This is a genomic window from Castellaniella sp. MT123, from assembly GCF_039614765.1.
Lineage (GTDB): Bacteria > Pseudomonadota > Gammaproteobacteria > Burkholderiales > Burkholderiaceae_B > Castellaniella.
On the sequence record NZ_CP154879.1, the window covers coordinates 2,328,200 to 2,348,886 of the forward strand.

Genomic DNA, 20,687 nt, shown 5'->3' on the forward strand with positions numbered 1-20,687 from the left:
AATCGATCCATGGGTTCCCTCACCCCATCCACCAAAAAGGTCCCTCATGACAACCGCTCCTGTTCCGCTGTTGCGGACTTCCAGCTCGCTGGCGCTGCTGGTCGCCTTTCACATTGCCATCATCATCGCCAGCAACTATCTGGTGCAGCTGCCCATTGAACTGCTGGGCTTTCACAGCACCTGGGGCGCATTCAGCTTCCCGTTCATCTTCCTGGCCACCGATCTGACCGTACGCCTGGTCGGCAAGGCAGCCGCCCGCCGCGTGATTTCCCGCGTGATGGTCCCTGCGCTGATCGCATCCTATGTCGTGTCGGTCCTGTTCCATGACGGCCGGTTCAGCGGACTGGGCGCGCTCGGGGCGTTCGATGCCTTCGTGTTCCGCATTGCATCCGCCAGCTTTGCCGCCTACGTCCTGGGCCAGTTGCTGGACGTGCAGGTCTTCGATCGCATCCGGCGCAGCCGCCTGCCCTGGTGGGTCGCGCCCGCCGCTTCCGCGATATTAGGGCAGGCGCTGGACACCCTGGTCTTCTTCGCGGTCGCGTTCTGGCACAGCAGCAATCCATTCATGGCGGCACACTGGGTGGAGATCGCCCTGGTGGACTACGCAATCAAACTGACCGTCAGCCTGCTGCTGTTCGTGCCCCTGTACGGCATCGCCCTGAATGCCATTTTGCGGATACTGGGCCGGCGCACCGCCATGTCGGCATCACCGGCATGATCGCAGGCCAAAGAACCGGCCGCGCCCTTGTCCTGTTCTCCGGCGGCCAAGATTCCACCACTTGCCTGGCCTGGGCGCTATCGCGATTCGGTCACGTGGAGACGGTGGGCTTCCAATACGGCCAGCGCCATCAGGCGGAACTGGCCTGCCGGGCCACATTGCGCGACCGCATGGCGACCTTTCATGCCGATTGGGCGTCCCGTCTCGGTCCCGACCATCTGCTGGATGCGGGGGTTCTGGGGCAACTGGGGGCTTCAGCCATGACGGACGATATGGCCATTGCACTGCAAGCGGACGGCCTGCCCAATACGTTCGTGCCGGGCCGCAATTTGCTGTTCTTTACGCTGGCTGCGGCCCTGGCCTATCGGCGCGGGCTGGATGTCCTGGTGGGCGGCATGTCGCAGACCGACTATTCTGGCTATCCGGACTGCCGCGACAATACCTTGAAGGCATTGCAGGTCGCGCTCAGCCTGGGCGTGGACCGCCCGTTGGTCATAGAAACTCCGCTCATGTGGCTGGACAAAGCCGATACCTGGGAACTGGCGCGGGAAACGGGGGGAACGGCTCTGGTGGAACTGGTACGCACAGAAACGCATACCTGCTACCTGAACCAGCGCGACGAACTGCATGCGTGGGGCTACGGCTGCGGCCACTGCCCCGCCTGCGTCCTGCGCGCGCAGGGCTATCAGCAGTGGCGGGCACGGTAAAAGGCACCCCCGGCGTCAATCATCTTCGTTGCCGTAGGCGCGCCTGTATCCCTTCCAGGCTCTTTCCTGCTGTTTTTTCCAGTGTTTCCTGGCATGTTTATAGGCGTGCTCGTCATAGTAATAGTACGGCGAGGGTGGCACATAAACGGGCTCGGGCACCACGACGACACGCGGTGGCGGCGGTGGTGGGTAATAGTAGACGGGCGGCCCACCAAACACGACACCCGGAATCCCGATACCAATGCTGAGGTCTACGCCCCCTGCCTGGGCGGCGGGTCCAGCCATCAACATTCCGAGAGTCAGGGCGGCGACAGATATGATCCTTTTCATCGGTCATCCCTTCGTAAATCGCGATAGCCCATTGTGGCCCAAATGGACAGTGGAAACCTGAACGACAAGGATCTGCGATTTCAAAGTATTGCAAAAACGCGCGACCTTCGTGTTTGCGGAACAAATGTTAACTATTGCCGAGCAGATCGCGAGCGAGTTGGCAAATTCGATCTCATTCGAGAAATACGTGGATCAGTTCGAGACGACGCTGGAGCCCGCGGCCAGGCAGATGAGAGCGGCGGAATGGAAGGGACGAACTGCTATCGAAAAGCCACCAACCGAAATTGTTGACAGTACATGGCGAATATTCGAGAGTGTCCGGAATTTTGTGGGCGAGGCATAACATGAGAGAAAACGATCATGGATATGCCCGTGAAACACAAGAAACCATCCATCGCGGCGCAGGCGGCCGCCCGCGAGGCGCGGCTGCCCAAGCTGCCTGAGCACCTACTGGACGGCCTGGTCGAAGGCCCGATGTCAGCCATGGAGGTCGAGGACCTGATCGATGCCTTCGGCCGCGCGGTCATCGAGCGGGCCATGGGTGCGGAGATGAACGTGCACCTGGGCTACCGCCCCGGTGAGGACAAGCCCGCCGCGCAGACCGATGAGCGCAACGGCGTGAGCACCAAGACGCTGCTGACCAAGCACGGTTCGGTGCAGGTACAGCTGCCCCGAGACCGCGACGGCAGCTTCGAGCCGGTGCTCATCCCCAAGCATGAACGCCATTTCGCCGGGTTCGATGAGCGCATCATTGCCCTGTATGCCCGTGGCATGAGCGTGCGCGAGATCCAGGCTTTTCTCGCCGAGACCTATGGCACGAACGTTTCGCCCGAGCTCATCAGCGAGGTGACCAACGAGGTGATGGCCGAGACCGTCGCCTGGCAGAACCGCCCCTTGGAGCGCATGTACCCGGTCGTCTTATTTGACGCACTGCGGGTGAAGATCCGCACTGATGGTTTGGTGGTCAACAAGGCCGTCTACCTGGCCCTGGGCATCGACGCCAACGGGGAACGCGACGTGCTGGGGCTGTGGATCGAACAAACCGAGGGCTCAAAATTCTGGCTCAAGGTCTTCAATGAACTGAAAAACCGAGGCTGCCAGGACATCCTGATCGCCGTGGTGGATGGCTTAAAGGGCCTGCCCGAGGCCATTAACGCGGTCTTCCCGAAGACGACGGTGCAGACCTGCATCGTGCACCTGATGCGCAACAGCTTGGATTACGCGGGCTGGAAGGACCGTAAATTGGTCGCTGCCGCGCTCAAGCCCATCTATACCGCCGCCAACGAACAGCAGGCCCGAGAGGCCCTGCAGGCCTTCGCCGATGGCCCCTGGGGTACCCGCTACCCGACCATTGTGGCCGCCTGGGAACGGGCTTGGGAGCATGTGGTGCCGTTCTTCATCTTCCCGCCCGATATCCGGCGAGTGATCTACACCACCAACGCCATCGAGAACATGAACCGGCAGCTGCGTAAAATTATCAAGAACCGGGGCCAGTTCCCCAGCGATGAGGCGGCTGTGAAGCTGCTGTGGCTGGCGCTCAGAAACATCCTGGCCAAGCCATCCCGATCCGTTCACACTTGGAAGGCGGCGATGAACCAGTTCGCCATTCTGTTCGGTGAACGGTTCACTGAGGCCAGGGATTAACCAATGTCAAATCGCCCCGCCCACAAAAAATCTGACACTCCCGAATATTCAAACAATATTTGTCAACACGGAATTCTTCAATTGCATATAAAGCTTTAAAATACCGTGGTCCGCCGGGAAATTCTCTGCGCCATATGGTTCTTCCATCCCGATAACATGTCGCCATCCAATACCGCTCTCCCCAGCAGCCCCCGGAACCGCGAGGGCAATGAAGACATCTACGAAAAAATCTATGTTGCCATCCTAGAGCATCGCCTCGTTCCAGGTACCAAGCTGGCCGAAGAACGCATGGCCGAGATCTTCAAGGTTAGCCGCGCGCGCATCCGGGAAGTTCTGGCGCGGCTCGCTTATGAACACATCGTGGAACTGATCCCAAACAAAGGCGCGTTCATTGCGAAACCCACGGTCGAGCAGGCACGCGACATCTTCGAAGCGAGAAGGATCATCGAGCCGGCCATAATGCGCCGCCTGGCATCCAATATGGCAGCTAAGCAGGCGGCCGCGCTTCGGGAGCACATCGCTCAAGAGCGCCAGGCTCGGAAGAACGACGACAAGCGCGCGGTCATCAGGCTCTCAGGAGAGTTCCATAATCTATGCGCGGATCTCGCCGGCAACGTAGCGCTTTCGAGAAGCCTGCGTGAACTGACGACACTGACCTGCTTGATTATCCTCGTCTACGACGCGCCCACCGCGCACAGTTGCCGGGAAGACGAGCACTCGATGATCGTCGAGGCGCTGATCGAAGGCAACGAAGCCCTGGCCTCGACACTGATGAGCGAGCATCTGGATCATATCGAAGGCAGCGTCAATCTCGATGTGTCGCTCAAGGAAGTGGACCTAGCCGACATTTTCACCTGAATCCAGGTCTCGAGCTGCCTTCGAACAACCCTGTTCGAAGGCAGCTCCGTCACAATGTCATGCCATCACAGCATGACGTCACCGCCATTGGGCGACAGAGTCTGCCCGGCATAGAAGGCGCCAGCGCCAGACGCGAGAAGCAACGCGGTCGGAGCAATCTCGTCGACGTGTCCGAACCGTCCCACAGGCAGTTGAGCCTTCTTGACCTGCAGCCATTCCTCGCTATGATTACGCAGCAATTCCGTGTCCACCGGCCCCGGCGCGATGCTGTTTATCATCACGTGGTGCGGCGCTCCTTCGTAGGCCAAGGCACGAGTGAAGCCGATGACGCCCGCTTTGGCTGCACAATAGTGAGCCAGTCCGGGCGCGCCCTTATAAGCCAGTTGGGATGCGATGTTGATGATGCGCCCCCACTTGCGCGCCACCATGGGTGCGAAGAATGCGCGGCTGACCAGCATCGTGCCGCGCAGGTTCACACCCACTGTGCGGTCCCAATCGCTGTCGTCCGTCAATTCGAAAGCACGATCTCCACCACCGACGCCCGCCGAATTCACGACAATGTCCACCCGGCCCAATTTCTGAGTGGCCCATGCCGCAAAGTCCTTCACCGCCGCAGGCGACGACACATCACATTCCGTGGCGTGCAGGATGAGCCCTCTTGCTGCCATCCTGTCCCGCAGCGCATCGGCATTCACGGCATCCCCGAAATGGCAGATCGCGACTTCAGCGCCATGCTCCAGGAACAGCTCGGCAATGGCGCCGCCGATGCCTCGACTGCCGCCAGTAATCAGCGCCTTGCGGCCAGTCAGATCAAATGTTTTGTGCATGATTTCGTCCATTAATTCGTCGGTGCGGGGTGAACCTGCTGCCAATGCTTGGCAATGTCGAGCCGTCGGGTGATCCACACATCAGGAAACTGGGCGACATAGTCTAAGAATCGCTCGAGTGCCGCAGCCCGCGCCGGATGGCCCACGAGCCGCATGTGCAGACCCACGGACATCATCTTGGGATGCTGACGGCCTTCCTTATAGAGCATGTCAAAGGCATCTTTGAGAAAGCCGAACCACTGCTCGGACGTGCTCACACCCGCAGCGTATTGCCCATCGTTGTTGGTCAGCGAATATGGCACCACCAGATGCGGCTTGCCCTCGACGCGCGTCCAGAACGGCAGTTCCTCGCCGTAGTAGTCCGAGTCGTACAGGAAACCACCCTCTTCCACCAGTAGCCGACGCGTATTGACGCTCGGCGAATACCGACAGTACCAGCCTTGAGGACGATGGCCGACTATCTTCTCCAGTGAAGCAACGGCATGGTGGATGTGCTCCCGTTCCTCATCCTCGGACAATTGATAGTGCTGAATCCAGCGCCATCCATGCGAACAGACGTCGAAGCCTGATTCCCTGATGAAATCGCAGGCTTCAGGATTACGCTCAAGTGCCAGCGCGCAACCGAAGATCGTCGCAGGCAGCGAACGCTCCTGCAGCAGACGCATCACCCGCCAGAACCCCACGCGACTGCCGTATTCGAACAGCCCTTCCGCCGCCAGATCACGCCCGGCCACACCAGCCAGGCCATGGCTTTCGGTGAACCAGGTCTCAGTCATACCCTCGCCGTCCTGGAAGGAGGGCTCGGAGCCTTCCTCATAATTGAGCACGAAGTTCAGAGCCAGACGCGCGCCACCCGGCCACTTCGGATCCGGAGGGTTGCGGCCATAGCCCACAAAATCGCGTTGCAGATGATCCATGTTTGAGAGACCTCCATGAATGGGGAAAATTGCGCCTGGACCTGGGTATCAGGCCCCAGCCGCCTGCCTTGCACGTGACTCGATCCACGCGGCATATGCCCGGATACCCAGCTCGAGCGGAACGCGGGGTTCGTAGCCAAAATCCCGTTGGGCCGCCTGGATGCTGAATTGCCCCTGAAATTCGTCCATAGGGTCCGGACCGTTCTGCAGCTCGATATCGGCCTCGGGGAACACTCGTCGGACCAATGCCGCCAGCTCGCCGAGGGTCACACGCCCATTGCCCGTGACGTTATAGGTCGTCCTTGGTAGCGCCACCGCATCCAGCGCCCTCAGCAGGCCGTCCGCCGCATCATCGACATGAATGAATTGCCGAGGGAAATCTTGACCGAACGACATTCTCGTCGGCCGCTTGGCCTGCGCATCCTCGATCATGGCCCTGATCACACAGTCCGTGGTCCGACCGGGCCCGTACACCCACGACAAGCGGATATTTACAGCCGACAGGCCGTACTGCTCCGCATATGCTGTCGTGATGTATTCGGAAGCCACTTTGCTAGCGCCGTACAGACTGCCCGGCCGCAACAGACTGTCCTCTACGATAGGAACTCCCGACTGTGTGACACCATAGGCGCTAGTGGACGAGCAGTAGACGAAACGGCGGGCCTGATGCACACGCGCCAACTCCAGTACGTTAGCAGTACCCACGATATTGATCTGCACCATGGCATACGGCGTATCGCGTGCAACCATCGGTCCCGAAAACGCACCGCAATGAATCACCGAATCGATGCCGTCGCGCGCCAACGCGTGCAGACCATGGATATCGCCTAGGTCGCACCCATTGATGGCGATGCCGTCTTCGATGATGGAAGTCACTCGATCCACGGCGATGAAGGCACGATCCTGCGCCACAAGGCGGCGAACCAGAGTACGACCGACCAGGCCTGCCGCTCCAGTCACCAGCACAGGTTTCGTAGATTGTTGAGTCATCGTCATACCGCCTTGGCCACCGCCATAATTTCGGAATGCGTCAGTTCGCGCGCCTCGATCGGAAGCTCGGCATCCAGGAGCTTGCGCGTGTAGGCGTCCTGAGGATGTTCGAAAATCTGCTCCGTCGGGCCCTGTTCGATCAGCTTGCCATGACGCATCACCGCCACATAATGCGCAAGCGAACGGACGGAATTCAGGTCATGCGTGATGAACAACGCGGAAAGCCCCATACGTTTCTGCAGATCGCGCACGAGGTCGATGATCTGTGCACGCACCCGAATATCCAGGGCCGTCGTGGGTTCATCAAAGATCACAAAGTCCGGATTCACGGCCAGAGCACGCGCCACCCCGACGCGCTTCTGCTCGCCCGCCGTCAGTTCATGCGGATAAAGATTAGCCTTCGCCCTATCGACGCCGACCAGATCCAACAATTCCAGCACGCGGACCTCGCGCGCGGCACGCGACAGAGGCTCACCCAATTTCAGCGGCTCGGCCACCAATTCCCGCACGCGCCATCTCGGGTTCAAGGCGACGTAAGGTTCTTGAAACACCATCTGCATCCTCCGGCGGACGGCCCGGAATTCCTTGTCCGACATCGTCAATGTTTCGTGGCCATCAAAACGGATTGAGCCGGAGTCGGATTGCAGCAAGCGGACCAGGCACTGGCCCATGGTCGTTTTGCCCGAACCGCTTTCGCCGACCAGGGCCAGAGTCTCGCCGCGACGAATCGAGAGCGACACATGATCGACGGCCCGCACGACATCGGCAGTGCCACCAACATGGAAAGTCTTGACCAGATCGGTGACCTCGAGCAGCGGTGGCCTGGCCGCCTCGCCAGCGGCCTCCGGATCCTGGACCATGGGCAGGGGCCGCACTTTCGCAGCCTCAAGTAGTTCTCGGCTGTAGAGGTGCCGTGGCCCATCCGTCAGAAACGAGCGTACGCTTTCGAGCTCCAGCAGCTCTCCCGATTTCATAATGCCAACGCGGTCACAATACGCGGCGACCATGCCCAGATCGTGCGTGATGAGCACGACGGCCAGACCGAGCTCACGGCCCTTCTGCACAAGCAGGTCCAGCACCTGCAATTGGATCGTGGCGTCCAGCCCGAGCGTCGCATCGTCTGCGAGCAATACCTTAGGCTGAGCGATCAGCGCCATGGCGATCACGACCCGCTGCGCCATCCCGCCAGATAACTCGTGCGGATAGGCGTGCGCACGCCGCTCCGGATTGACGATCCCCACCTGCTCGAAGAGCGCGATGGCATTCTGCCAGGCCTGCCTTTTTCCAATGCCGCGGTGGGTGCGCAATACCCGTGCAATCTGCTCGCCCACCTTGACGACCGGATCCAGCAAGGACTTCGCATTCGTTCCGATCAGAGCAACCTCGCCACCGCGGAACCCTCGTTTCTGCGCCTCGGTCATTCCGGCCACTGATTGCCCTCTGACCAGCACATCGCCATCCACAATCCGGCCGTCACCTGGCAGCATGTCGATGATAGCGCGGGCAAGCAACGACTTGCCCGCGCCTGTCTCACCCACAATACCCAGGATTTCACCTTGACCCAAAGTGAAGCTGACGCTATTCAGTGCGAGCGGTGCCGACTGATCTGAAGAAAATCCGACGGAAAGATTTCGAACTTCCAGCAATGCATCTGCCAACTGTGCCATCATGCGCTCCTCGCCTGGGGATCAAACATCTGCTTCGCGGCATCCCCTAGTAGCGCAAAGGTCAGTACGGAAAAGACGATGGCCAGGCCAGGAAAGAGCGAGACCCACCACACGCCGAGGATCATCTGCTGCGCCCCATTGCTAACCATCAGTCCCCACTCGGGCGTGGGCATCCGAACCCCGGCGCCTACGAAAGAAAGCCCAGCAGTCAGCAGAATGGCCATACCGATGCTGATGGATATCTGCACAATAGCCGGCGTCAGGGCATTGGGCAGGATATGCTGGAACATGATGGCGCCATCGGTCGCACCACTGCAGCGTGCTGCAGCAATGAACGGGCGGTCGCGCAATGACAGCACTTCGGCACGAATCAGCCGTGCAAATACCGGGGCGAACAGCACTGCCAGCACGATGGCTACGTTCCAGATCTCCTGACCCATGACGGATACCAGCACCATACCCAGCACAAACACGGGAAAGGACTGGATGAAGTCGAAGATGCGCATCGCGAATGAACTGAGCCAGCCTTTGTAATAGCCAATGGCCAGGCCGATCGGCACGCCGATGACGAAAGCGATGGCAACCGCCGTGACGCTGATCAGCAGGTTGATGCGGGTGGCGAAGATGACGCGGGAAAAGATATCCATGCCCGACACATCAGTGCCGAACAGATGTTGCAGTGATGGTTCTTTCAATGCATTGAGCGGATCCGCATCGACCGGCGAGTATGGAGCGATCCAGGGTGCGAACACGATGGCCAGGGCCTGTACGGCCAGTAGTACAAGGCCGATCGTCAATGTCAGCCTGCCGTTCGGGCGGCGCCGTAAGGACATTTTTTTCATACTTCGATCCTCGGGTCCGCGATGCCGTAGAGCACGTCCACCACGGTATAAACAATCAGAATGAACGCTGCTGCCACCAGCACGAAGCCCTGCAGTGCTGGGTAGTCACTGTTCATCACGGCCGAAACGGCATACTGTCCCAGGCCACCCCACGCAAAGATGGTCTCGACCAGGACGGCTGCGCCCAGCAGGAAGCCGAAGAGGAAACCCACCATCGTGATGATCGGCGGCAGGCTGTTGCGCAACGAGCTCTTGATGAGCTGCCTTTCGGACAGGCCGCTGGCGCGCGCATGGCGGATGTATTCGCTGCGATAGTTGTCGGCGAAGACCATCTGGGTCATTTTCATCAAGGCACCAGCATTCACGATGGCGAGCGTCAGCACCGGCAGACATAGGCGACCGACGGCCGACATGAAGGCATCGGTATCCCCCGCGAGTAGCGTATCGATGGTCAGGAACCCGGTGATGGCCGGGGGCGCCGACATGATCGGATCCAGGCGCCCGAACGGGGCCGGCGCAATGCCCGCGACGTAGAAAAGAAAATAGATCAGCAACAGACCGACCCAGAAATCAGGCACGGCACCAGCAGCCAGGCCATAGACCTTGCTGATACGGTTTACGATGCCCTTGGGCCGCACGACGGACACGATCGCCAGGGAAATGCTGATGAGGATGGTCAGCAACATGGCATAAGTGATCAGTTCCAGGGTCGCAGGCACACGGTCGAGCAGGTCCACCAAAACTGGATTTGCGGTGAACATTGAAGTGCCCAGGTCACCGTGGATCACGGTCGATAGATAGCTGGTGAACTGGGACCACAGGCTGCCATTCAGGCCCAGGCGTTCCCGCAGGTTCGCAATCTGTTCCGGAGTGGCCATATTGCCCAGCATGAGTAGTGCGGGGTCACCCGGCAGCAAGCGAATCAGCAAAAATGTCGCCAGCAACACGCCAAACATCTGCGGTATCAGGATACTGAACCTTGCAAAAATGATCCGCAGCGGCCGTGGCAGCGATCTCAACGGCAGATTTTGCTTCATAGCACTTTCCTTGTTCTTGCCTTGCAAGGCAAGGAGGCGCCGTTTACGACCCTCCCTGCCATTGGGAAATCACTTCTTGGAGAAGTCGTACCACGTGTTGCTGTTCGGCGTGTACCAGCTGAAGCCGGTCACATTGGCTCGCGTGGCAAGCTGGTAGCCAGGATTCATCAGGAACACCCACGGCGCCTGTTCGACCACGATCTGCTGGACACGCTTCATGTTGGCTTCACGCTTCGCTTCGTCGGTGCTGGTCAGCCCTTCATTGATCAACTGATCGACTTCGGCATTCTTGAATTTCGGATAGTTGATCAGGGAAGCGCTGTTGAGCCAGAGATTGGCGACATAAGCAGCATCCGGCACGATCGCCATGTCCCGGAAAAAGTACATGGGAATAGTGCCTTTGGAATACCGCTCGACGAGCGTCGAGGCAGGCAGCTTGATCAGTTCGACGTCGACCCCGGCGCGAGCGAAGGCCGTCTTCAGGATCACGGCGATCTCTTCCTCGATCTGATCTCCTGTGCGGTAGCCCAATTGGGTCTTGAATCCCTCCTCATGACCTGCTTCCTTCAGCAACGCCTTGGCTTTATCGACGTCCTGCGTGTACTTGAAGTATTCGTCAGCATAGGCCGGATAGATCTCCGAGATCGGGCTCTTCGTCGCACGTGCCTTGCCGTAGTACACGGCCTTCAGAATATCCTCGCGCGGCACCAGGTAGTTCAAGGCCTGGCGCACATTCTGGTTATCGAAGGGTGGCGTGGTGTTGTTCATCTCCACGCGATGAATGTAGTTACCGAATACCTGCCACACTTTGATCTGGGGATTCTTCTCCAGGGCGGACAGTTCCCGGGGCGAAAGCCATTCGGCTACATCGACTGCGCCCGCCTGCAATGCTGCCAACCGGTTGGCCGACGTCGGCATCTCACGGAAGATGACTTTCTTGATCTGCGGCGCACCACGGTAATAGTTTGGATTGGCTTCGTAGATGACCTCCTGGCCCGACTGGAATTTCGCCACCTGGTATGGCGCAAACGACGCCGAATGGGTGGACAGCCAGCGCGAAGCCCAGGGATCGTCCGCCGTCACATGCTTCTTCGCGGTCACCGCATCCAGGATGCCTAGGTCATTGTTGACCCAGATGCGCTCGATCAACGGAGAGGGTCGGGGCAGCGTGACCTTCACCGTCATGCCGTCGACCTTCTGGAATGCCGAGAAATCGGTGATGCCCATGATCTGGCCCATGTACCAGCGGAAATTGGCATTCTTGTTCCAGCCACGCTCAAACGTCCACATCACGTCATCGGCGGTCATCTCGTTACCATCGGCGCTCTTGACGCCCTTGCGCAGGAAGAAAGTGATCGACGTCTTGTCTGCGGAGACTTCCCACTGCTCGGCCAGAGCACCGACGAGCTTGTCAAAGTTCTCTACCTTGACGCCATTCTGCATCTTGGTGTCATAGGCCAACAGACGCTCGTAGGTGTTGCGCTTGGATTCGTGCGAGGCCTCTGTGGGTGGATATTCCTGGTCAAGCGATTCCGGCGTGCGAGGTCCTGCCACGACCAGAACCGATTTTGCATCCTGCGCATATGCGGAGGGCACCACAAACATACCCAGCAACGATGCGGTGATGATGGCTCTCGCCATAGACTCCATAAGCGATTGTGCAGCTTCCTTCTTGATATTCATGGCTGATTTTCCAAGGTGGTGGAGAAAAGTGAAGCTTCAAAACAGAGTGACAAACAAAACCAGAAAACGCTCGAGACTAGGAAGCACGGACGTCGGGCAGGATCGAAGGCCGACCCGCCACAATGAACTTCCCTCGATGCCTGGAACCGACATAGGACTCACCGTCCCACAGCACTTCGCCACGCAGCAGCGTGCAGGCTGGCCAGGCGCCCAGCCGCATACCTTCATAAGGGGTGTAGTCGACCGCGTGATGCAGCGACCCATTGCGGATGGTGACTTCGCGTTCATCCCAAATCACCAGATCGGCATCGGCACCGATGCAGATGGCCCCCTTGCGTGGATGCAAGCCGTAAGTCTTGGCTGGACCCGTCGCCGTCAGCTCGACGAACTTTTCGAGACTGATGCGCCCCTTGAGGACCCCTTCCGAATACAGCAGCGGCATGCGCGTTTCCAACCCGGGGATTCCGTTGGGAATATGCCGGAACGACACTTCCTTGCCCTGCGGATGCTTGCCCTCGTCGCCTTCGAAATTGAAGGGCGCATGATCGGAAGAAAATACGGTGAACAACCCGTCACGCAGACCATTCCAGATGAATTCCTGATTTGCTTTGTCGCGCGGGGGCGGGCTGCACACACACTTGGCACCGGTATAACTGTCATCGATTCCCAGGTCCTCTGCCGTCAGGAAAAGATATTGAGGACAGGTCTCGGCGAAGATGTTCAAGCCATGCGCACGGCCCCAGCGTATCTGCTCGATCGCCTCGCGGCCCGAGACATGGACGATGAGAATCGGTACAGCCACCAATTCGGCCAATGCAATAGCGCGATGGGTGGCTTCACGCTCCACCAGCATCGGACGGGAATAGGCGTGAAAACGCGGAGCATGGCGCCCCATTGACTCAAGCCGCTGCGTCAGCCATTCGATGCAGTCCGAATTCTCCGCATGAAGCATAGCGATCGCACCATGACGCTTCGCCACATCCAGAACATCCAGGATCTGGCCATCGTCGAGCTTGAGATCGTCGTATGTCATGTACGCCTTGAATGACGTGTATCCTTTGCCGATCAGCTCCGGCAGCTCGACCTTCAGAACCTCGGGCGTCGGATCGCTGACGATGAGGTGAAATGCATAATCGATATGCGACACGCCATCCGCACGCCGGTGGTAGTCCTCAACAGCCGCACGCAGACTATGCCCCTTCTGCTGGGCGGCAAAGGGGATGACCGTCGTCGTTCCACCGCAAGCAGCGGAAATCGTGCCACTATTGAAATCGTCAGCCATCTTCACGGGCGACGACGACGGCTGGTCCAGGTGACAATGCGCATCAATACCACCCGGCGTGACGACACGGCCACGCGCATCGATCTCCCGGGCGCCTTCTGGCAGGCCTGACCCCAACTGGACGATCCGGCTATCACGAATGCCGATATCCGTGGTAAAGACATCGGAAGCCGTGGCCGCACGGGCATTGCGGACCACCAAATCAAAACAGGATGTGCTCATCTCTCTATGCTTCTTTCAATCAGGGCGACAGCGTATTTCTGGCCTTAGCACCTCATAAATACGCAACAAAATTCAGGTCAATTGCTTACAAAGCTTTATTTATGCTTTTATGATGAATCGTAGAAACTGTTGTAGACAATAATGTGGACAAAATTTACACGCCTATGTTTTTGTCGAATAGAGGGGAAAACCCTCACGTCTGAAGGGTCGGTGCATGGGGAAGCGTGGAGCTGGATGGCGGCGCTGGTCACGGAGTACAGGGCCACTGGCTGCAATGAACGCCCACTCTGACATCCCAGTCAGGGGTGGCTATCCTATGCCTTGTTTGGCTGATTCAATATCAACGCATCCCTGAAATCGAAGACTTAGGCGACCTATCCGCCTACGAGCAGGTCACGCACCCGAAATTGAGATCGGAAATACAGCAGACGCTTTCCGCTCGGACCGCCCAATAAGAGGAACGCGGCCGACTCATCGACTACCAGAACGTGCAGACGTGGGCAGATAGCCTTGGCACTGACCAGCCGATGTCGGTGCCGCGTTGATGGATCTGAAGTGGGTTCGGACCGTGCAGGGCACGGCGGCTGCTGGTCAGCCAGGATACGAGATACGCTATGAAATCCAGGGTTCCTGATCTACGTGCTGAGACTGTGCACACACGAGAGGATCGCTAAAGAGAGGGTCCGCCGACTGGCGGGAATGCCCATCCCCCGTTTATGGGGTAGAGCCGGGAATTTCGATTTAATTGGTGCGCCAGGTACGGCAAGGGTGGGCACTTTCAGCCCACCGCCCGCATTCAGTTCCTCGATGACACCCTCCAGGTCGCCAGTCCTGCCGGTGATCTTGATGTCACCGGCCTTGACCCGGATCTCTTTCACCAGCAGGCGCAGCAACTGCTTGCCATAGCCCTTTTCGCGATCCATCAGCATGGCCCGCATACGGTCGCAGGCGAAGGCTACCTGCGTGGGGGCTACATGTCGGGCCGACGGCGTTTCACGCCGCACCTCTGCCATCTGAGCCAGGATACGCTCCCGCTCGTCCTTGAGCCGGTTGATGCGGGCCTGGAACGTCGAGTCGAGGGTCACAATCCCCTTCTCAATGGCACCGTACAGGTTGTTGAGCCCATCATCTGCAGCCTTCAGCGCCTTTTGCAGATGCTCCATGGTGTCATTGGTGGCCGCTGCGCGCTTACCCTGCTCAGCCAGCCAGGCCTTGAGAATGACGGTAACCCGCTCAGGTGTAAGGACCTTGCCGATCAGGTGGTTCAGGATCAGTTCGTCCGTATCCCTGACCGGCAGATTGGGGGTATCGCAGGCGTTCGCCGAGAGGGAAACCTTGTGGCTGCATTTGTAGTACCTGTACCGCCCTCCCTTGCCGCTCGCCTGGGTCATGGATGTACTGCAGTGGTCACATTTTATGAGACCTGCCAGCAAGGTCACGCTGGTCGCATGCTGGGCCTTGCCGCCTTGCTTGTTAGGGTCTCGCGACTCCCGCACTCGGCGCACAGCCTCAAAGGTCTCGTCATCAACGATGGCCGGAATCGTGGTACGGATCCACTCGCTTTCAGGGCGCACCTGTCCCGTACGAGAATTCCGCATATTGAAGCAATACTCGCCGCGATAGGTTGTATCGGCCAGCACGGCATTGACCTTCTGCACCAGCCATGGCTTTCCGCGCATGAGAGTGCCGGACTGGTTCAGCCGGCCCGCGATCGCCTTCAAGCCCAGCGCGCACCCGTTTTCGCCATGTAGGTAAAGGTCATAGATCCGTCTGACGACCAAAGCTTCACGTTCATCGATTGCCAGCCGCTTGCGCTTCTTGCCCTTGTGGCCGACCACATCAGTCTCTACGGCCTCATAGCCAAAGGGCGCACACGATCCGTTGAAGTAGCCCCTGCGGGCGTTCTCCTTCATCGCCCGGCTGGTGTGCTTGGCATTCTCCAGCGAACTGTACTCATCCATCATCGAAATGAGGTTGTCCATCATGAAGCCCATCGGATCATCCGATGTGGGCTGCGTCATGGACAGAATGCGCGTGCCGTTGCGCTTGAGCCGGTGGGTGTACAGCGCCGAGTCCATCGTGTTGCGGAAGATCCGCGACCGGGCAAAGACGAGGATCGCATCGTACCGCCGAGACTTGCAGGAAGCGTCCTCGATCATCTGCTGGAAGACCGGGCGCCTATCGTCCATGGCAGAGTCGCCGGGCTCAACATACTCATGCAAGACCGTCATACCGTTTTGATGGCAGTAGGCCCGCATTTGGTTCAGCTGGTCTGGGATCGAGAGGTCGGCTTCGGCTTGCCTCGTGGTGGAAACGCGGGCATACAGGGCTACATCCATCAGTTGATCTCCCACTGAGCAAACGGCTGGACACCCAGCAGGTCATCCAGCATCGAGAAGGCCAGCTCCATTTCTTCCGGCCCCGGCTCGACTGCCGGTTCGCGGTAGGCCATGGCCAGGATTGCATTGGGTACCTTATCAGAAGGTGCAGTGAAAGTCTGAGTTGAGAATTGTGTGGTCGAGGACATCGACGGGCTCCACAAGGAGCGCCGGGGCCGTGGAGTGTGTCGTTTGTCCTCGAAATACCTGTGAAAATTTCATGTCTGCCTAACTCCGCCGTGCCAGGGCGCGATTGCAGTCCAGGATTGGGCTGTAACTCGTATAGGCCGTGGATTCAAGCTGAAGTCTGGTAGGGCGGAGGCAAAACCACTAGATCTGCCGATCTAGCCACGGTAATTGTTCTTCTTGAACTCAGCAATATCACCAACGCAACCTGATCGATGAATCATCCGGTGGCAGTTGGCACAGAGAACCGCAAAGTCCTTTACAGGATCCATGGCAACTCTTTTCCCTTTGAGAGTTGCAAGCGGCCTGAGGTGATGGGCTTCGATGTAGTCCTTGCCGAGTGCTCCATAGCGCATTTCAAAGTTGGTGCCACACACCTGACAGGTGTAGCCACGGTATTTCTTCACAGCTTTGACTAGACTTACGTTCCGTTCGATGCGTTTATGCATGCGGAAGCGCGTTGCGTCCTCGTAAGCCATGTCTGCGGGCTCGTCGCCCTCCACGGCCGTAGAACTTACCTCAGTATTCGTCTCGCTCTGAATAAGGGACTCATAAAGCTGAACCATATCGCTGAGATCACTAACCAGTTGAGCCTCACTCGGCAGAGCCTCTAGGGGGTAGAACTTGGCACATATGTTCCCAGCTTCGTAAAAAACTGTGTCGTTAGTACGGTTGGAAGGACGCAAATCGATGCTTAGCTCTGGGAACCCGGGAGTGTCAGATTTTTTGTGGGCGGGGCGGTTTGACATCGTTTAATCCCTCGCCTCGGTGAACCGTTCACCGAACAGGATGGCGAACTGATTCATGGCTGCTTTCCACGTATGAACCGATCGTGACGGCTTGGCCAGCACGTTTCGCAGCGCCAGCCATAGGAGTTTGACGGCCGCCTCGTCGCTGGGGAATTGGCCCCGGTTCTTGATGATTTTACGCAGCTGCCGATTCATGTTCTCGATGGCGTTCGTGGTATAGATCACGCGCCGGATATCGGGTGGGAAGATGAAGAACGGCACCACATGTTCCCAGGCCCGCTCCCAGGCGGCCACGATCGTCGGATATTTCGTGCCCCAAGGGCCAGCCGCGAAGGCGGCCAGCGCCTCTCTGGCCTGTTGCTCATTGGCGGCGGCATAGATGGGCTTGAGGGCGGCGGCGACCAACTTACGGTCCTTCCAGCCGGCGTAATCCAGGCTGTTGCGCATCAGATGCACGATGCAGGTCTGCACCGTCGTTTTCGGGAAGACCACGTTGATGGCCTCGGGCAGGCCCTTTAAACCATCGACCACGGCAATCAGAATGTCCTGGCAGCCCCGGTTCTTGAGCTCGTTGAAGACCTTGAGCCAGAACTTCGAACCTTCGGTCTGCTCAATCCACAGCCCCAGCACGTCACGCTCCCCGTTAGCGTCGATCCCCAGGGCCAGGTAGACCGCCTTGTTGACCACCAGCCCGTCGGTGCGGATCTTCACGCGCAGGGCATCGAAGAACACGACCGGGTACATGCGCTCCAGGGGCCGATTCTGCCAGGCCACCGTCTCGGTCATGACCTCGTCAGTGACCTCGCTGATGAGCTCGGGCGAGACATCCGTGCCATAGGTCTCAGCCAGGAATGCCTGGATCTCGCGCACGCTCATGCCTCGGGCGTACAGGGCGATGATGCGTTCATCGAACCCGGCGAAATGGCGCTCATGCTTGGGGATCAAGACCGGCTCGAAGGTACCGTCCCGGTCGCGGGGCAACTGAACACGCATCGAGCCGTGTTTGGTCAACAGCGTCTTGGCGCTCACGCCGTTGCGTTCGTCGGCTTGTTGGGCCGGCTTGTCTTCGCCGGCACGGTAGCCAAGGTGGGCGTTCATCTCGCCAGCCATGGCCCGCTCGATCACCGCCTTGCCAAAGGCATCAATCAGATCCTCGACCTCCATGGCCGACATCGGACCTTCGACCAGGCCGTCCAGCAAATGCTCAGGCAGCTTCGGAAATCGGGCCGTACGGGCGGCCGCCTGGGCCGCAATAGATGGCTTCTTGTGTTTCACGGGCATATCCATGATCGTTTTCTCTCATGTTATGCCTCGCCCACAAAATTCTGGACACTCTCGGGAACCCAGCAACCTCCTTTCCAAGCATGGCACGGAAGTTAGCTGCCCGCGACTTCAAGGCAGTTTGTGCGTCAGATCTGTACAACCTTCTTACTTCAGTCATCCCTTGATTTAGGCTTAGATAAAGCCCCGTCATATCTTCGCGGAACAAATAGACCGGGTAATAGCCGCTTTGGGCACCAGCAGTTACGAGCTTGTCAAAGACAGCCACCCAGGGACCGCGCGCCCAGGCACCTTGACCGGCGCTTCCTTTGAAGAGCAGACGATCACTTTGGCCGACGGCGTGGGCGACATCATCTCGCAGCCCATGACGGATGAAGTCCGCCAACACGTGTTGCGTAAAGTCTTCCTGCCTCGCCAAGGGATACTCCCTGAGTACTCGTTCCAATCCTTCACGCACACCCACAGGCGTTTCCTCCGCTTGCGTCGCTAAATTAGTCACGCCGATAGCATACTGCCGGCATAACAAGGCCGCTCAGCGGGAGCCGCGCCAGATGCTCTCGGAGGCCATCCGGAGGCGTAGCCGACGAGCCGCAGAGAGCAACTGGCGTGGGGCGCAGCCCGGTCCAGGCGGCAGCCTGGTGGGGGAGCCGTCCAGAGTCCGGACGCAAGCCGGGAGCCCGAAGGGCGGAAGGCGGCCGGAGCTCTGGATGGGGGCAACGCCCCGCCCCCCGCCGGCAGGCGGGCAAGGGGGTTTTTGAGGCCGTCCAGGCCGAAAAAAAGCCACTTGCCCGCCTGCGAAGCAGGTGGGGGGCGCCCCGAGCCGCCCGCCAGGGTGGCGCTGGAGGCTGACGGCAGTCAGCCGTGAAGGCCCTTGTGCGGCAAGGAGATTTGCGCAGCAAATCGACCCAGCACAAGGGTGTTCGCTGAGATAACGCACCCCACACTCTGGGAGTGTCTGGCGGTGTAAGGGGCTCACGCGGTGCTATACCATGCATGAACGACCAAAAAACCTCCCCATCGTCCCAACAGCAGCGCAAAGAAAACATCATCGATGCGCTCTACTTCATACACCAGCATGGCTGGTTACGGCCCATCGAAATGGGCGTGCACCTGTGGCCGCAAAACGCGTTCCCGCGTGCGCCTGGCTATGCCCTGGCCAAGGTGCTACAAGAAAAGCGACTAGTACGCGGAGTCGTACTGCCCGACAAGGCGGGTACGGCGCTGGTCCTGGCCAGGCGTGGAGCCGCTCTGCTGCGAGAGGATGGCATAGCTGGCGCCCAGGCACAGGAGCGGTGGCGGCCATCAAGCTCCTGGCGACATGAACTCATCGCTGCGGGGACCCTGGCTACCCTCTACAAATACGGTTGGGACGTCTTACCAGAGGCCGAAATCCGAAGACGAGTGAATCTGCGCGACACACTCAAACTGCCCGATGGACTGGCACGCGACCCTGAGGGTCGCTGGTGGTGGATCGAATGTGAGCAGGCAAGGAAATCAGGGCCGCAGTTGCGCCGCATGGCATCCTATGTCAGCGCGGTAGGCAACGGTGAGACTGAGATATGCGGGGTACGAACTACGGGCACGATGATCGCTTACCCGCATGAGGCGCGCGATGAAGGCGGCCACCGCATCGATCATCGGCTTCGCGTGACGCACGCCATCGAAACGTGGGCATGGGGTCCCGTACCGATCATCTGGGCGTCCTGCACGATGCACGGAGCAGGTGTTCAATCGATCGCGACAGAAATGGAAACCCTCCATCCCGACGCGGCACGCCGCGTGCGCAGAGTGCTGGATGCACGAAAATGGCAACCAGACGAGAGCGGCGTTTTGGTAGGGACACACCCACCGCACACGGCCCATGTCTGGCACGACGAGGACTATGGCCCAGGTTGGTACGCTAACGTGGAAGGTCCTGGCATAGAGCCGGGAGAACTCGCCTCGTACCACCCCACGATATCGGAGGCAAAATGGGACGCTGCACAGCGAATAGCCAATGCCCGAGCCAAGGGGAAAGCTGCTTGATACCCAAAGGTAGAGACCTCCGCACATTCCGCGCGGGGCTGTGCGGATCAAGATTTGGACTTCTGCGGCCACCGATACAGCGGGATATGCTCTACCCAGTGCCCAGACTCATACGTAATTGGCGCGCCCGACAGGAATCGAACCTGTATCAGAAGCTTCGGAAACTCCTATTCTATCCATTGAACTACGGGCGCTGATGGCCAGCCTGGCGGCTGACTAGGGCATATCATTGCGACATGCAAGTCAATCATTGTAGCGGTTTTAGTTCACAGCTGCAGCGGCTCAGGCCTGTCGCTATAATTGACCGTTGAAGCCTGTAACAGACAGCAGCCGGGATGTCTTAC

General features: G+C 59.0%; 19 protein-coding genes and 1 tRNA gene. 5 read left to right on the forward strand and 15 right to left on the reverse strand.

The genetic code is table 11. The features are described from left to right. Positions 1 to 46 precede the first annotated feature (46 nt). Positions 47 to 718, forward strand: coding sequence for a 7-cyano-7-deazaguanine/7-aminomethyl-7-deazaguanine transporter (locus ABCV34_RS10945; protein ID WP_345796257.1), 672 nt, complete (start codon positions 47 to 49; stop codon positions 716 to 718). Further along, positions 715 to 1,425, forward strand: a complete 711-nt coding sequence (gene queC, locus ABCV34_RS10950) for a 7-cyano-7-deazaguanine synthase QueC (RefSeq protein WP_345796258.1) — start codon at positions 715 to 717, stop codon at positions 1,423 to 1,425. Before ABCV34_RS10945 ends, queC begins: the two co-directional genes overlap by 4 nt. Before the next feature lie 15 nt (positions 1,426 to 1,440). On the opposite strand, the gene ABCV34_RS10955 is transcribed toward queC, so the two are convergent. After that, positions 1,441 to 1,710: a hypothetical protein gene (locus ABCV34_RS10955; protein ID WP_345796259.1), complete on the reverse strand. Its 270-nt coding sequence runs from the start codon at positions 1,708 to 1,710 to the stop codon at positions 1,441 to 1,443. 411 nt (positions 1,711 to 2,121) lie between these two features. Here ABCV34_RS10955 and ABCV34_RS10960 point away from each other — a divergent pair, with 411 nt between their 5' ends. Together ABCV34_RS10960 and ABCV34_RS10965 are read left to right on the forward strand one after the other, a co-directional pair. Further along, entirely contained in the window at positions 2,122 to 3,399 is a 1,278-nt protein-coding gene (locus ABCV34_RS10960) for an IS256 family transposase (RefSeq protein ID WP_345798665.1), read from the forward strand. Between the two features lie 156 nt (positions 3,400 to 3,555). Then, positions 3,556 to 4,257, forward strand: coding sequence for a GntR family transcriptional regulator (locus tag ABCV34_RS10965; protein WP_345796260.1), 702 nt, complete (start codon positions 3,556 to 3,558; stop codon positions 4,255 to 4,257). Positions 4,258 to 4,322: 65 nt separating this feature from the next. Here the strand turns inward: ABCV34_RS10965 and ABCV34_RS10970 are convergent, their stop codons facing one another. From ABCV34_RS10970 to ABCV34_RS11030, 13 genes are all read right to left on the reverse strand, one after another. Further along, entirely contained in the window at positions 4,323 to 5,096 is a 774-nt protein-coding gene (locus ABCV34_RS10970; protein ID WP_345796261.1) for an SDR family oxidoreductase, read from the reverse strand. Next, positions 5,096 to 6,001 (reverse strand): allantoinase PuuE, encoded by a 906-nt coding sequence (locus ABCV34_RS10975; protein ID WP_345796262.1) that lies wholly within the window; start codon positions 5,999 to 6,001, stop codon positions 5,096 to 5,098. The genes ABCV34_RS10970 and ABCV34_RS10975 overlap by 1 nt, the downstream gene beginning before the upstream one ends. Before the next feature lie 48 nt (positions 6,002 to 6,049). After that, a complete protein-coding gene (locus tag ABCV34_RS10980) occupies positions 6,050 to 6,991 on the reverse strand; it encodes an NAD(P)-dependent oxidoreductase (RefSeq protein WP_345796263.1) in 942 nt (313 codons plus the stop codon). Positions 6,992 to 6,993: 2 nt separating this feature from the next. Continuing rightward, positions 6,994 to 8,661: an ABC transporter ATP-binding protein gene (locus ABCV34_RS10985; RefSeq protein WP_345796264.1), complete on the reverse strand. Its 1,668-nt coding sequence runs from the start codon at positions 8,659 to 8,661 to the stop codon at positions 6,994 to 6,996. Continuing rightward, the gene (locus ABCV34_RS10990) at positions 8,658 to 9,500 is read right to left on the reverse strand and encodes an ABC transporter permease (RefSeq protein ID WP_345796265.1); all 843 of its coding nucleotides are present in this window, start codon (positions 9,498 to 9,500) and stop codon (positions 8,658 to 8,660) included. Before ABCV34_RS10990 ends, ABCV34_RS10985 begins: the two co-directional genes overlap by 4 nt. Beyond that, positions 9,497 to 10,537: an ABC transporter permease gene (locus ABCV34_RS10995; protein ID WP_345796266.1), complete on the reverse strand. Its 1,041-nt coding sequence runs from the start codon at positions 10,535 to 10,537 to the stop codon at positions 9,497 to 9,499. Before ABCV34_RS10995 ends, ABCV34_RS10990 begins: the two co-directional genes overlap by 4 nt. A 69-nt stretch (positions 10,538 to 10,606) precedes the next feature. Next, a complete protein-coding gene (locus ABCV34_RS11000) occupies positions 10,607 to 12,220 on the reverse strand; it encodes an ABC transporter substrate-binding protein (RefSeq protein WP_345796267.1) in 1,614 nt (537 codons plus the stop codon). A 76-nt stretch (positions 12,221 to 12,296) separates the two neighbouring features. After that, positions 12,297 to 13,724, reverse strand: coding sequence for a dihydropyrimidinase (gene hydA, locus ABCV34_RS11005; protein ID WP_345796268.1), 1,428 nt, complete (start codon positions 13,722 to 13,724; stop codon positions 12,297 to 12,299). A 635-nt stretch (positions 13,725 to 14,359) separates the two neighbouring features. Beyond that, positions 14,360 to 16,063: a recombinase family protein gene (locus ABCV34_RS11010; RefSeq protein WP_345796269.1), complete on the reverse strand. Its 1,704-nt coding sequence runs from the start codon at positions 16,061 to 16,063 to the stop codon at positions 14,360 to 14,362. Then, on the reverse strand, positions 16,063 to 16,251 hold the full coding sequence (locus tag ABCV34_RS11015) for a hypothetical protein (RefSeq protein ID WP_345796270.1): 189 nt from the start codon (positions 16,249 to 16,251) through the stop codon (positions 16,063 to 16,065). Before ABCV34_RS11015 ends, ABCV34_RS11010 begins: the two co-directional genes overlap by 1 nt. A 195-nt stretch (positions 16,252 to 16,446) precedes the next feature. Continuing rightward, positions 16,447 to 16,767 carry an HNH endonuclease gene (locus tag ABCV34_RS11020; RefSeq protein ID WP_345796271.1) on the reverse strand — a complete coding sequence of 107 codons (321 nt, stop codon included), beginning with the start codon at positions 16,765 to 16,767 and terminating at the stop codon, positions 16,447 to 16,449. 273 nt (positions 16,768 to 17,040) lie between these two features. Further along, the gene (locus ABCV34_RS11025; protein WP_275162860.1) at positions 17,041 to 18,318 is read right to left on the reverse strand and encodes an IS256 family transposase; all 1,278 of its coding nucleotides are present in this window, start codon (positions 18,316 to 18,318) and stop codon (positions 17,041 to 17,043) included. Further along, positions 18,242 to 18,781: a DUF3578 domain-containing protein gene (locus ABCV34_RS11030; protein WP_345796272.1), complete on the reverse strand. Its 540-nt coding sequence runs from the start codon at positions 18,779 to 18,781 to the stop codon at positions 18,242 to 18,244. The genes ABCV34_RS11025 and ABCV34_RS11030 overlap by 77 nt, the downstream gene beginning before the upstream one ends. 530 nt (positions 18,782 to 19,311) lie before the next feature. Between ABCV34_RS11030 and ABCV34_RS11035 the strand changes: the two genes are divergently transcribed. After that, positions 19,312 to 20,343: a hypothetical protein gene (locus tag ABCV34_RS11035; RefSeq protein ID WP_345796273.1), complete on the forward strand. Its 1,032-nt coding sequence runs from the start codon at positions 19,312 to 19,314 to the stop codon at positions 20,341 to 20,343. 119 nt (positions 20,344 to 20,462) lie between these two features. On the opposite strand, the gene ABCV34_RS11040 is transcribed toward ABCV34_RS11035, so the two are convergent. Continuing rightward, positions 20,463 to 20,537, reverse strand: a tRNA-Arg gene (locus ABCV34_RS11040). Between the last annotated feature and the right edge of the window lie 150 nt (positions 20,538 to 20,687).